Consider the following 12,386-nt stretch of genomic DNA (forward strand, 5'->3'; position numbering starts at 1 on the left):
TGGCGAGGGAGGTAGGGAGGCGTTGGCATAAAACAAAGGGAGCCGAAGCTCCCTTTTAAAATCATATGGTTGGACTCTATTTATAGACGGTCGATGATGGCCTGGGTGAATTCGCTGGTGGACGCTGTGCCCCCCAGGTCACGGGTCACCCGATCACCGGACTCGATGGTCGCCCGCACGGCCTCGCGAATGCGCTCCGCCTTGTCCTGCATGCCGAGATATTCCAGCATCTGGATGGAGGCGAGGATCACCGAGGTGGGGTTGGCGATGTTCTTGCCGGCGATGTCCGGCGCAGAGCCGTGTACCGCTTCGAAGATGGCGGCCCCTTCACCGATGTTGGCGCCCGGCGCCATGCCCAGCCCCCCCACCAGACCGGCACAGAGATCCGAGAGAATGTCGCCGAACAGGTTGGTGGTGACCATCACATCGAAGCGCTCCGGGTACATCACCAGGTTCATGCAAGCGGCGTCGACGATCATCTCCTCGTTCTGGATGTCCGGGTAGCGGGCCGCGACCTGACGGGCCACTTCCAGGAACAGGCCGGAGGTGGACTTGAGGATGTTGGCCTTGTGGATGATGGTGACCTTCTTGCGTCCTTCCTGGCGCGCCAGCTCGAAGGCGAAGGTGACGATGCGCTCGGCCCCTTCCCGAGTGATGATGCTCATCGCCTCGGCGCTCTGGTTGTCATCGCTGCGCTTCTGGCCGGCACCGGAGTACATGCCTTCGGTGTTCTCGCGCACCGTGATGATGTCGATGTTGTCGTAACGGCTCTTGGTGCCCTTGAAGGAGAGGACGGGGCGCACGTTGGCGTAGAGATTGAACTTCTTGCGCAGGGAGACGTTGATGGAGGTGAAGCCGCCGCCGACCGGAGTGGTGAGCGGGCCTTTCAGGCTGACCTTGTTCTTCTCGATCAGGTCGAGGGTGGCCTGGGGCAGCAGCTCGCCATGTTTTTCCAGGGCTACCAGACCGGCATCTGCGTATTCGTAGTCGAAGTCACAACCCGCGTGGGTCAGGATCTGGATGGCGGATTCGATGATGCTGGGGCCGATGCCGTCGCCCGGGATGACGGTAATCTTTCTTTTTGACATGAGGCGTATCCACTTCTAGGGAACAGAGGGGGAGGATTCGTCGGCTTTATACCATTTTTGCACCACATCCTCCATGTTTCTTTACATTTTACCCATTTATGTCAACAGGTACGGCCTGTCTTGGGAAATGGTGTGCTGGGGATCACGCCCCGGCATCAGGGACGGGAGGGTAGCGGATCTCCCGCAGGTTGAACCCGAGCGGGATATCGTGCTGCAGCCGGACCAGGCGTTGGGCCAGCAGGGCCTCTTCCCGGTGCTGGCGCAGCTTGAGCAGGGGTCTGGTGGCCTCCTCCCGCTCACAGGCCTCCAGCATGGCAGCCAGGTCCCCGTATTGCTGCAGCAACTGGGTGGCGGTCTTGGGGCCAATGCCGGGCACCCCCTTGATGTTGGAGCCGCTGATACCGGTCAGGGCCCAGAAGTCCACAAGCTGGGTCGGTGTAACGCCGTACTGCTGCTGGACGAAGGCGGCATCCAGCCAGCGTTTGTTGAAGTAATCCCGCACCCGGATCTGCGGGCAGATGAGCTGGCAGAACCCCTTGTCGGTGGAGATGATGGTGGCGCTGGCGCCGTGCTGGGCAATGCCGCTTGCCAGGGTGGCGATGAGATCGTCCGCCTCGTCGGTCTGGGAGAGCAGGGCATCCACACCGCACTCCCAGAAGGCGTCCTGCAGGTCGGCAAGCCCTTCCCTCAGCTCATCCGGCATGGGGGGGCGGCCCTCCTTGTAGGGGGGATAGAGCGTCTTGCGCCAGCTGTGGACCTCACCGTCAAAGACCGCGATGGCGTGGGTCGGCTCGCTGGCTGCCAGGAGCTTCTTGCAGGTGTTGATGAGGTTGGCTCGGGTGGCGAGCAGGGCCTGGGCTGGGGTCAGTCCCTGCTGGCTCTGCACCGCGTGCAGTCGGCGGATGAGGTTGAGGGCATCGATGATGAGCAGGTGTGGCATGGGGCACTCCGGGCGTCGGGGAAGCCATTGTAACAATGGTGGCGTCTCCTGCTAACCCCGTAGAAGACCATCAATGAAAGAGGGACCCATGGGCCCCTCCGGTGCATTGTGATGTCCCGACTATTTGACTATCTCGTAGCAGGGAACGTACTGGCTGCCCGGCAGCTTCATGCGCTGCTGCTTGACGAAGCTCTCCAGCAACCTGTCCATCAGGTGCATCAGCTCCTTGTCGCCGTGCAGCTTGAAGGGACCCTTCTTCTCGATGGCCCTGATGCCCCCTTCCTTGACGTTGCCTGCGACGATGCCTGAGAAGGCGCGGCGCAGGTTGGCTGCCAGCAGCTGGGGCGGCTGGTTGCGATGCAGATCCAGGCTGGCCATGCTGGCGTGATCCGGCTCGAACGGTAGCTGGAACTCGGGCTCGATCCGCAGGGACCAGTTGAAGGAGTAGGCATCTCCCACCGACTTGCGGTATTCGCGGATCTTCGGCATCGCCTCCTTCATCACGCGGGCCACCTCGGGCGCATCGCCGATGATGATCCGGTAGAGACTGGTGGCGGCTTCCCCCAGGGTCGCCTTGACGAAGTCGTCGATGGCGCGGAAGTAGTCGGCGCTCTCTTTCGGGCCGGTCAGCACGATGGGGATGGGTTGGCGATCGTTGGCCGGGTGCATCATGATGCCGAGCAGGTAGAGCAGCTCCTCGGCAGTTCCGACCCCGCCCGGGAAGATGATGATGCCGTGACCCAGACGCACGAAGGCTTCCAGCCGCTTCTCGATGTCCGGCAGGATCACCAGCTCGTTGACGATGGGGTTCGGCGGTTCGGCGGCGATGATGGAAGGCTCGGTGAGACCGATGTAACGGCCGTTGCGCACCCGCTGCTTGGCGTGGCCGACGGCGGCCCCCTTCATGGGGCCCTCCATGGCACCCGGACCGCAGCCGGTACAGATGTTGAGCTCGCGCAGACCCAGCTCGCTACCCACCGCCCGGGTGTACTGGTATTCCACCTCGTTGATGGAGTGGCCGCCCCAGCAGACCACCAGGTTGGGATCGGCGCCGGGCAGGATCGCCTTGGCGTTGCGCAGGATGGCGAACACCACATTGGAGATATGGGTGGAGCTGGTCAGGTTGACCAGACGATTGGACTCGAGCTGGGTCGACACATAGAGAATGTCCCGCAGCACGGAGAACAGGTGCTCCTGGATGCCGCGGATGATCTCGCCGTCGACGAAGGCGTGCTCGGGGGCGTTGAACAGCTCGAGCTTGACCCCGCGCTCGCGCCGGATCACGTGAATATCGAAGGATTTGAAACGTTCCAGTATCTCTTTGGAACTGTCGGTATGGCTGCCGGAGTTGAGGACCGCCAGCGAGCAGTTGCGAAACAGTTGATAGATATCGCTGGAGGCCGTCTGCTTGAGGCGATCCACCTCGAGCTGGGACAGCAGGTCCATGCTGCCCACGGGATTGATGTGTGTAATCATAATTTCCCCTTTCACTCGCTTGTTATCGTTGTGCTTTCCCTGGGGAGAAAACGGGATGCTTTGGCATCCCTCGGGTTCGATAGTAGAGGCAAGGGGGTGGGCAGGGGAATAGGGGGACTGTGCGTTTGCCGCTTTTTTAGCCGCCCCTCAAAGCGGATTCAGGCGAGATTGACCTGATCCCGGCCGGAGTGCTTGGAACTGTAAAGCGCCTTGTCGGCGCGCTCGAACGCATCCGTGGTATGGTCGCCGGTCCGAAACAGGGTGGCACCGATGGAGATGGTGATCTCGACCCTGGCATCGCGAAAGCGGAACGGGATGCTCTTGATGGTCTGACGCAGGTTCTCCAGCGGCTTCTGGTACTTGTCCGGATTGATGTTCGGCAGCAGGACCACGAACTCCTCACCGCCAAAGCGGGCGATGAAGTCGGTGTCGCGCAAGGCGTTCTGCAGGGCCTTGGCAACCACCTTCAATGCCTTGTCGCCGGCCATGTGGCCGTAATTGTCATTGATGTGCTTGAAGTGGTCGATGTCGATGATGGCCAGGCACAGGGGGGTGCCATAGCGTAGCCAGCGTTTGTATTCGAGCTCGAGCCGCTCGTCCAGGGCCGCCCGGTTGTGTACCTGGGTCAGGCTGTCGAGGAAGAGCTTGTGTTTCTGGATGCTGAGCCGCTTCTTGTACTCGGCGGTCTCGTCCTTCATCAACCTGAGCTTGGCTTCCATGTTGGAGAGGTGGGTGAGCAGGTGGCGCTCGCGGTTGGCCATCTCCTCCCGCTCCTGCTGCAGCCGGCGGATGGTGTCCAGATGCCCAGAAATGGCGCCCCTGAGTATCTGTGGCGAGTCATGGGCTGCCATGGCGCGATCGATGGCGGCGAGTTCCCGCTCCAGCGCCTGTCCGCTGAGATGGGCGGCATTTTGCAGCGCCCGCCCTTCATCCAGGGATTCGGTAAAGCTGTAATGGACCGAGGAGAGACTCTCGTTCAGGGTGCTGAGAAACGCCTGGGAGGCTTTGCGCTCTTCCCGGGTACCCTCGATGATGAGTTCGATGATCTGCAGGCAGACTTCGGCCAGCAGGGCAGGGGTGATGCCCCCGAGCAACTGGCGGCGGATGTCTGCGAGGCTCTCGCCCACGGCGCCGGCAAAGTCGAGCTCGGTGATGAGACGCTGCAACTCGTCTGAAATCTGGGCATGTGCCTTGATGTCAAAGGAGTCGGTAGGGGCCGGGCTGGAGAGCTCGGTGGGGATCTCCGCCGAAGGGGGGATCAGCGGTTTGCGCGGCAGCAGCTGGATCTTGATCGCCTGTTGGTAGAACTCCAGCAGCCGGATCACCTTCTTCTGGTGATCGCCGATGCCGTAACTCTCCGGGCTGGCGAGAAACTCCTTGAGGGCGCGGCGGGTATCTTCCGGAAACCCCTTGATGGTTTTGAGCTGTTTGCTGCCGAGATCGATGGCTGCCCGGGTCAGGCTGATGGACTCTTCCATGGTGTGGCTGTGCTGCTGCAACAGCTTCTCGATGGCGATCAGATCGGCATCGATGGAGGTGAGCGGAGGGTTGCCTTCAAGTTTCTGCTTGAGCTTGGCGAGCCGGTTGTCGAGCTCGCGATCGTGGCCGCGACAGGCTTGCATCAACTTGCCGATGAACTGGATACTGCGGGTGCGTTCGGCATCGGAGAAGCTCGCCATGCCGTCAAGCTCCTGCTGTTTCTGCTGGAGGGATTCCCTGAGTCTTGCCAGTTGTCCTGTTACGGCAGCCATATCATTCATTCTTCAGGTCGCCCTGTTGTCATTATCGTTTTTGTTTCGTCCAGCAACAGAAAGCCAATCAAAGACCCCGTTGAGTACCTTTTTGTCACGGATTGTCCACAACCTTCGTCCGTGAAAGCGCAAGCCAGTTAACCCATTGCTTTTCATGAGAAGAATTTACTTTTACCAGTCCCTTGTCAATTGCCATCAAGCAGCATTGCCACACATCTCCGTTAAAAAATGCGGCCTGCTGGCAATCGATGGCGGCCAGCTCAAGCCAGACGCTCTGCTGGCATTTTTCGCTGAGCTGAATGGCACCCGAGAGGGCCAGGTAGCAGAGATCGAACAGGCCGTGGTGATCGAGGGCCATGGCCGCCTTGGGCAGGAAGGGATGACTGACGATGCCGAGGCTGATGCGCCTGTCCAGCTGGTGCTCGCAGGGGAAGGCAGCCAGGGTGTCGAGCAGGGTCTGGGCCAGCTGATGCAACTGGGCCACGTGGCGCTGGGGCACCACATAGAGCAGGTGGCCTTCGCGCAGGTCGTAGATGCGGCCATCCTGCGGGGTCAGTTCGTTGACGTAACGGCCGAAGGCCTGCTCTATCTCGCGGCTGACCTGATAGCCGTGCTGCTCCAGGCTGTTGATCAGGAAGGGAACCCGGAACAGCAGGTAGTGCAGCTTGTCGTCAAATTCGCTGGTGGGGCGTTCGCTCAGGTACCAGCGCTCGGATTTTTGCTGGCGCTTTGCCATCTCCCGCGGCCAGCGGCTCATCAGTCGCTGCCAGTTGGCCAGGCCGCTGCGCGGCTCTACCAGCAGGGCCTCTCCTAGCTGTTTGGCATGAAGGCGCGCGACCCGCAGTTTCAGCCAGAGGGTGAAGAACAGATAGATGAAGAGTGCCAGCAGCAGCCCGGTGCTGACGCTGGTCCAGAGGTATCGCTCCTGCTGGTGCTGGCTGACGTCGAGTTGCTGTTCCAGCTCCTTGACCTGTTGCACACGCTCCACCTGGGCGTAGTTGTCGCGCACCGCCTCCTGCTCCAGCGCCAGCTGTTGCTGGCGAACCAGTTCGCTGCGCTGGTGGTAATTCTTGTAGCTCTCCAGGGCCTGCTGGAGGTAACCCTTCTGCTCATAGGCGACGGAGAGCAGGCGGAAGATCTCGAACTGGCGCCGGATGTCCCCAATCCGGTTGGCCAGGGTGAGGGCGTTCTCCAACTGCAGGATGGCGATGCCCGCCTCCTGCTGCTTGAGGTGCAGCTCTCCCAGCAACAGCAGGGTGTCGATGAGCGACTCCTTGTCATCCCCCAGCTCATGGGACTGGCGTGCGGCGTTCAGGTAGTTTCGCGCCAGGTTGAGGTTGCCGGTCTGCAGGTAGGTCTTGCCTATCTCGAACTTGAGATGGGCGATGCGGGTACGGTTGCTGCTCTCGTCCAGCAGGTCGAGGGCATTGAAGAAATAGACCAGCGCCATGTTCATCTCGCCCTGATCCCGGTTGAGACGGGCGAGCACGATCAGGGCGTCGCTCAGCATGAAGGAATTGCCGAGGGCATGAAAATAGTTGGCCGCCTCGCTGGCGTATTGCAGCGCTTTTTGTGGCTCCTGCTCTTCCTGATAGAGGCTGACCATCTGGTTCGAAAGCAGGCCGAGGAAGAGGGGATCCTGCAGGGGCTTGGCTTGCTGTTGTGCTTCGATGTACTCCCCCAGTGCAAGCTGGGGCTGACCCAGAGCCTGATAGAGATCCCCGCCCACTGCGCTGGTCCAGGCCCTGGCCAGAGGGTGTTTGGCGTGATCCGCCCATTTGCGGGTCTCGGCCAGCTGCTGCTTGGCGAGATCGAATTGCCGCTCCTCTATGCTGGCGTTGACGCGCAGCAGGCGGCTGTAGACCTGCAACTGGCTCTCCTTGAGGTCGGGATTGGCCAGCAGTTTGTCGAGTTTGTCGAGCAGGGGGGCCGCGGCGCCATGGGTATGCTGTTGCAGGTTGCGGCTTCTAACCAGCAGATAGAGCCCATGGGCCTGCAGCTCGAACTGCTGCTCTTTCTCGGCCATGGCGATGCCCTGCTCGAAGGACTCCTGTGCCTGGGCGAACTGCCCTAGCTGCTGCAGACACTCCCCCTTGAGCAGATAGGCGCCCGTGGTCTGGGTGGCGGTACCGTAGTTCAGCATCGGCTCGCGATAGCCGTACTCCTGACGGTTGCTGATGATCTGCTTGGGATTGTTGGCCGTGCGTTCGAGGAAGGAGGTGGCAATCTGGGCACATCTGGCGGGATCGGTCAGCACCAGGGTCTGGGCCTGCTGCAGGTCGATGGACAACTGCTCCTTGGCCAGATCCAGATCAGGAGCCGACAAGGAGGACATCATCATTGCCAGAAAAAACAGTTGATTCATTGGATTAAGAACGGCACGGAGGTGCAGGCATGTTATCCAAGCCCACCCCCGCCCGTCCAGAGTTTACTGAGGTGATGCGCAGCGGGCCGCAGCCCGCAGGATGGCGGCGCCGGTGATTACTGGCGAATGAGGCGCAGGTTCGCCGGAACCGGCTCCCAGTCGCTGCGGAAAGGGTTGATGTCCAGGCCGCCGCGGCGGGTGTAACGGGCATGGACGGTCAGTTGTTCCGGGGCGCAGAAGTGTTTGAGATCGGTAAAGATGCGCTCGATGCACTGCTCGTGGAACTCGTTGTGCTGGCGGAACGAGATGAGGTAGCGCAACAGCTTCTCCCGGTCGAGGCGCGGGCCGCGATAGTGGATCACCACGGATCCCCAGTCCGGCTGGCTGGTCACTAGGCAGTTGGACTTGAGCAGGTGGCTGTGCAGGGTCTCCTCCACGATCTCGCGACCGGCGGCCCCTTGCAGCAGGGTCTCGTCAAACTCGTAGCCATCCACCTCGATATCCAGGTTGTCGATGCACTCACCGGGCAGCTGGGCTATCTGGTGGGTGGCCTGGTCGAGGGTGAAGAGGGTGACGCTCACCGGGGCACCAGCGCAGCCACTCAGGTCCTGAACCAGCAGCGCTTGCACCGCCTCCAGGGAGTCGCAACGGGTCTGGTTGAAGGAGTTCAGGTAAAGCTTGAACGACTTGGACTCGATGAGATTCGGGCTGGTGGCCGGCACAAAGACCTCCCCGATGGCAACCACGGGCTTGCCTTTGGCATTGAGCCAGGAGAGTTCATACAGGGTCCAGACGTCGCTCCCCTGGAAGGGCAGTTCACCTCTCAGGCCAAGATCGTCGCGGTTCAGGCTGCGTGGCACGGGCTGCAGCAGACTCGGGGTGTACTGGCTGATGTAGGCTGACTGCTGCCCCAGGCTCAGGCCTTGCAGCGCACTGGCGCCGGCGTATCTCTCTTGTTTGCTCATGCTGGTTTGCTCACGCTTGTCTGATAAAGGGTTTGATGGTGCAATGGCCCGATTTTTCGATCAGGTACTTGCGGCCATCAGAGGCCGCTATTGTGGGGAATATCGATGTCGGATCAAGTCCTGTCTGCCCTGGAGCAGTTCTTTTTACGCTGGCAGCGCGATGGCGAAGGAAGGCGGGGGCTGCCCCTGTGTGACTGGGAGGCCGACTGGCGCTCTCCTTGCGAGCTGGATGAACCCAGGGAGGGTCGGGTAGCCTGGCGTCCGTTCCAGCGGGAGCAGGCAGCCGACTTCACGGCCATGGCGAACGCCCTGGAGCTGACGCTGCATCCCAGCGCCATCGCCCTGTTTGGCCACTGGTTCAGCCGCCCTCTGCCCTGCTCTTTCAAGGGGCTGCGCATCGAACTCATCCTGCCGTGGAACGATGCCGATCTGGATCTGCTCAAGGAGAACCTCATCGGCCACCTGCTGATGCTGCGCAAGTTGAAGCGATCCCCTTCACTCTTCATTGCCACGACCCGCAACGAGATGACGCTGGTGTCCCTCGATAACGAGAGCGGCCAGGTGTGGCTGGAGTGGCTGGACTCCGGACGGCGCCTGACGCTGGCCCCCTCGTTGCCGGCCTTTCTGGCGCGACTGGAAACCTTGCCCCAGTGATGCTCCAAAAGAGAGGGCCTTGCCACCTGGCAAGGCCCTCTCTTTTTAATGCGCCATTGTGCGCGGTGGGCACCTACTCCTTGAAGTCCCAGGAGAGGTTGGAGACCAGCCTGCAAGGCTCGCACTTGAAGTCGAAGATCTCGTGCAGGGGGGCGGCCAGCGCCCATGGGCCACCACAGCCAGGGCAGGGGCGAGCCCGCTCTTCGGCGGCGCTCAGGCCGCCTACCCGGTAGAGATAGTAATAGGTGGGAATGCTGCTCAGGAGCTCCAGCCGTCTGGCGAGATCGCTGCCCCGGCGATGAAGGCGGCTGCCCACCTCGCCGATTTCGTGCAGGGCGGCGTGTTCGGCGATGGAGCCGTTCATCTGCAACTGATCGCAGGCCTCCCAATCTTCCTGCCACTTGATGATCTGCTTGTGGTCACCGTTGGCGACGGCGGGCAGCCGATAGAGCGGGATGGGGGCGAAGTGATCGCCACAGCGCAGGGGAGAGCAACTGTGCAGGAAGCTGGTGTAGAGCAGCATCCAGCTGGGACGCTCTCCCTGCTCTGCGCACGGGTCCGTACTGTCCGAGAGCAGATCCGCCCCTTGCAGGTGGAGTTTGGGGGCGAGCAGGCCCGCCTGGTGCAGACCTTGCTCGGCAAGGGCGACCAGCTCGCTCTGGTTGTCAGGGTGCAGGCTGTCCTGCTCCGGGCAGACCACCCGGCTGACGAAATAGCCTTCGTGCATGCTGGTGGGAAACTCCCGCCCCAGGATCTGACCCTGATAGCGCAGCATGTCGAGGTAGTGGACGATGGCCCGTTCGGCCTCCCCGAGGGAGGTATCGCGGTAGCACTCAAAGGTGAGTTCGAGGATATACATGGCGATGGGTCAATCCGGCTTCTGGTTGAGCAGCAGATCGGTGAGGCGATCGACCTTCTGCTCCAGCCGGGCGAGCTGTTCGCTCAGTTGCTGAAGAGTGACGCTTTCCGTGGCCAAGGGGGGCGCCTCGGGGGTACTGGCGGGGGCGGGCGCTGTCGACGCGGGCTGGGGTTGTTGCTTCCACTGGCTCAACACCTTGAGCAGCTCGGCCATGGGCACGGGATGGCTGAGGCGGGCCTTGACCATGGCGGTAGAAGGGGTGATCCCCCTGGCACTGAGTTCGTTGGCTATCTGGATGATCTCTTGGGCTGACATCTTGGCTCCTGCACGGCCGTCTTGCTGCGGGTGGATAGTGGCACAGAGCTTAATCAAAGCCTGTCCATCAGGAAAGCGGAGCGAAGGGCGTGGGTGGCGAGAGGGAGGGGATTGGCGGCTCCGCGTCTACCCAACGCTGGCCGCCGGGAGTGCGGGGATCAGGTCCCCTGGCGCAGCATCACATCCAGCTGGTCGATGGCTTCCGCCCAGTCGGCGTCGTGGCTGAGGGCATCGCGCAGAAAGCCTGCCTGGGAAGGCGTCCAGAACGGCGCGTCGGGCAACTGGGTATGGCGATCGATGGGATGGTTGCGGATAAAACGCTGCTGGCTGATGTCGTCACTGGCCAGCCCCAGCTGGGCAAACAGGGCGGCCATGTCATGGGTGAGCAATTCCATGTCGGTACTCCTTGGAAGGGGGCTGTGGAAGAGTATAGCCAGCCCCCGTGCTCTCAAATCTAGGAGGGGAGACGATGGGGTGGCAGCTCGACACCGGCGACATGCAGCCCCTGCATGCAGAGCTGTCCCTGATAATGGCTCTCTCCGTCGCTGGAGAACTCGAACTGGTAGTAGGTGAGCAGGCGCAGGGGCTTGTGCCCCAGGGCGCGGTGTGTCCGCGCCAGCGACAGCAGTTGCAGGTCGTGGTGCTGGCAGTAGCGGCGCATGTATTGCCAGGCCAGCTCCGCCTGGCGGCGCTGTTGCCAGAAGGCCCAGCCAACGAGGCCGAGCAGCAAGATCCCAAGCATTTCTCCCATCAGCGGGTTCCTTCTGTGATATGTGTGGGGCCCTGTTCACCCCAGGCAACAGGGCCGTCGTGCCGGGCCTAGGTGGCAGCGAACAGGCGACCGATGGCCAGACCCAAGGCCTCGCTGCGTTCGGGGTCACGCAGTTTTGCCAGCATATCATTGCGCAAGGCCGGTAGCGTGACGAGCTCGGCAAATACCTGGTTGAAGAACTGGGTGGGTTGCAGGGCGAGCTGCTCCAGAAACAGGCCGAGCAGTTCGGGGTGTTTCAGATCGGGCCAGAGGCGGCCAGCGATGGCGAGGAGCAGGGAGGGACTTGGCCGGGTTTGCAGCAGGGTCAACAGCTTGTTGGTGCGCAGTCCGTTGCCCGGGCAGGAGGCCAGTGCCCGGCACAGATAGGCCAGGGTTTCGGGGTCAGGCTCGGCGCACTCCTGCTCCTTGCCGATGCGCTCCAGCAATGCGCCTTGCAGGGCAGGGGGCAGGGGGGCGTTCTCCAGGCTCTGGCACAGGGCGTAAAGAGGGGCCTGCGGCAGCATGGGCAAGGCCTTGCAGACCAGTGCCAGGTTGCGTTCAACCTGCAGCCGCTCCGCGAGATCTGCAAACCCTTGCAGTCCCAGTGCCTGCCACCCCTCTTCCCCCGGCGCCGCCAGATAGTGGCAGAGGGCCTCGTAGTAAGCGGAAGGGGCTTGTTCCAGCTGGCGGGCCAGCTTGGCGTGCACACTGGCCATCTTGGCCTCGGCCGGACGGAAGGTGTAGGGGTTGTCCGCCAGACGCTGGGCCTTCTCTTCGTCCAGTTCACCGGTGAGCTTGTAGCCCAGAGTCTCTACCACCTGATCCATGAAATGCTTGGGGCCGCTGGAGATGAGCAGGCCGCGTTCATCGAGGGCGAACTTGAGGAACCAGAGGTAGTGCCTAGATTCGGTTGGCTGGAAGAAGTGCACGCCGAGCCAGGCGTGCTGCTGTAACGGCCAGGGGTAGGGCTCCTGCTGCTGCTCGATGCGCACGAAGAGGTCGCTGGGGAGCGGGCGCACCTGGCGGCCCAGATCGAACAGCTGGAACTGGGTATCGGCCTGGGTCAGAAACTCGGTCAGGGTGTTGATGGAAGACATGAAGAGATCCCGCTTGAAGATAATGCGGGCGATTATAAGGGGGCTGCACCAGATAGCCAGAGGCGGTGATGCAGGGTATGAAGGTGACGGTAACATGGCAGCCATTGCGGGGTCGGTGTATAGTA

General features: G+C 61.9%; 12 protein-coding genes. 1 reads left to right on the forward strand and 11 read right to left on the reverse strand.

Features of this window, described 5'->3' with window-relative positions; translation table 11 throughout:
• Positions 1–80: 80 nt before the first annotated feature.
• From AB5Y70_RS13715 to queF, 6 genes are all read right to left on the reverse strand, one after another.
• Entirely contained in the window at positions 81–1,088 is a 1,008-nt protein-coding gene (locus tag AB5Y70_RS13715) for an isocitrate dehydrogenase (protein ID WP_010673380.1), read from the reverse strand.
• Positions 1,089–1,230: 142 nt separating this feature from the next.
• Positions 1,231–2,028, reverse strand: coding sequence for a flap endonuclease Xni (gene xni / locus AB5Y70_RS13720; protein ID WP_124813281.1), 798 nt, complete (start codon positions 2,026–2,028; stop codon positions 1,231–1,233).
• Positions 2,029–2,148: 120 nt separating this feature from the next.
• A complete protein-coding gene (gene ppnN / locus AB5Y70_RS13725; RefSeq protein WP_010673382.1) occupies positions 2,149–3,504 on the reverse strand; it encodes a nucleotide 5'-monophosphate nucleosidase PpnN in 1,356 nt (451 codons plus the stop codon).
• Positions 3,505–3,662: 158 nt separating this feature from the next.
• Positions 3,663–5,264: a diguanylate cyclase gene (locus tag AB5Y70_RS13730; protein WP_043152479.1), complete on the reverse strand. Its 1,602-nt coding sequence runs from the start codon at positions 5,262–5,264 to the stop codon at positions 3,663–3,665.
• Between the two features lie 85 nt (positions 5,265–5,349).
• A complete protein-coding gene (locus AB5Y70_RS13735) occupies positions 5,350–7,620 on the reverse strand; it encodes a hypothetical protein (protein ID WP_290434019.1) in 2,271 nt (756 codons plus the stop codon).
• Between the two features lie 116 nt (positions 7,621–7,736).
• On the reverse strand, positions 7,737–8,585 hold the full coding sequence (gene queF / locus AB5Y70_RS13740; RefSeq protein ID WP_043152474.1) for an NADPH-dependent 7-cyano-7-deazaguanine reductase QueF: 849 nt from the start codon (positions 8,583–8,585) through the stop codon (positions 7,737–7,739).
• Between the two features lie 105 nt (positions 8,586–8,690).
• Here queF and syd point away from each other — a divergent pair, with 105 nt between their 5' ends.
• Positions 8,691–9,239, forward strand: coding sequence for a SecY-interacting protein (gene syd / locus AB5Y70_RS13745; RefSeq protein ID WP_010673386.1), 549 nt, complete (start codon positions 8,691–8,693; stop codon positions 9,237–9,239).
• A gap of 73 nt (positions 9,240–9,312) precedes the next feature.
• On the opposite strand, the gene AB5Y70_RS13750 is transcribed toward syd, so the two are convergent.
• The 5 genes from AB5Y70_RS13750 to AB5Y70_RS13770 all read right to left on the reverse strand — a co-directional run bounded on the left by AB5Y70_RS13750 (position 9,313) and on the right by AB5Y70_RS13770 (position 12,261).
• On the reverse strand, positions 9,313–10,098 hold the full coding sequence (locus AB5Y70_RS13750; protein ID WP_103261456.1) for a Zn-ribbon-containing protein: 786 nt from the start codon (positions 10,096–10,098) through the stop codon (positions 9,313–9,315).
• A gap of 9 nt (positions 10,099–10,107) precedes the next feature.
• Positions 10,108–10,413: a DNA-binding protein gene (locus AB5Y70_RS13755; RefSeq protein WP_045523590.1), complete on the reverse strand. Its 306-nt coding sequence runs from the start codon at positions 10,411–10,413 to the stop codon at positions 10,108–10,110.
• Between the two features lie 158 nt (positions 10,414–10,571).
• The gene (locus AB5Y70_RS13760; protein ID WP_042877865.1) at positions 10,572–10,808 is read right to left on the reverse strand and encodes a DUF2789 domain-containing protein; all 237 of its coding nucleotides are present in this window, start codon (positions 10,806–10,808) and stop codon (positions 10,572–10,574) included.
• A 59-nt stretch (positions 10,809–10,867) separates the two neighbouring features.
• Positions 10,868–11,164, reverse strand: coding sequence for a DUF3301 domain-containing protein (locus AB5Y70_RS13765; RefSeq protein ID WP_039039421.1), 297 nt, complete (start codon positions 11,162–11,164; stop codon positions 10,868–10,870).
• A gap of 68 nt (positions 11,165–11,232) precedes the next feature.
• Positions 11,233–12,261 carry a DUF3549 family protein gene (locus AB5Y70_RS13770; RefSeq protein ID WP_039039422.1) on the reverse strand — a complete coding sequence of 343 codons (1,029 nt, stop codon included), beginning with the start codon at positions 12,259–12,261 and terminating at the stop codon, positions 11,233–11,235.
• Positions 12,262–12,386: the final 125 nt, after the last annotated feature.

Origin of the sequence: Aeromonas sp. s1(2024), assembly GCF_040908005.1 — a bacterium.
GTDB lineage: Bacteria > Pseudomonadota > Gammaproteobacteria > Enterobacterales > Aeromonadaceae > Aeromonas > Aeromonas caviae.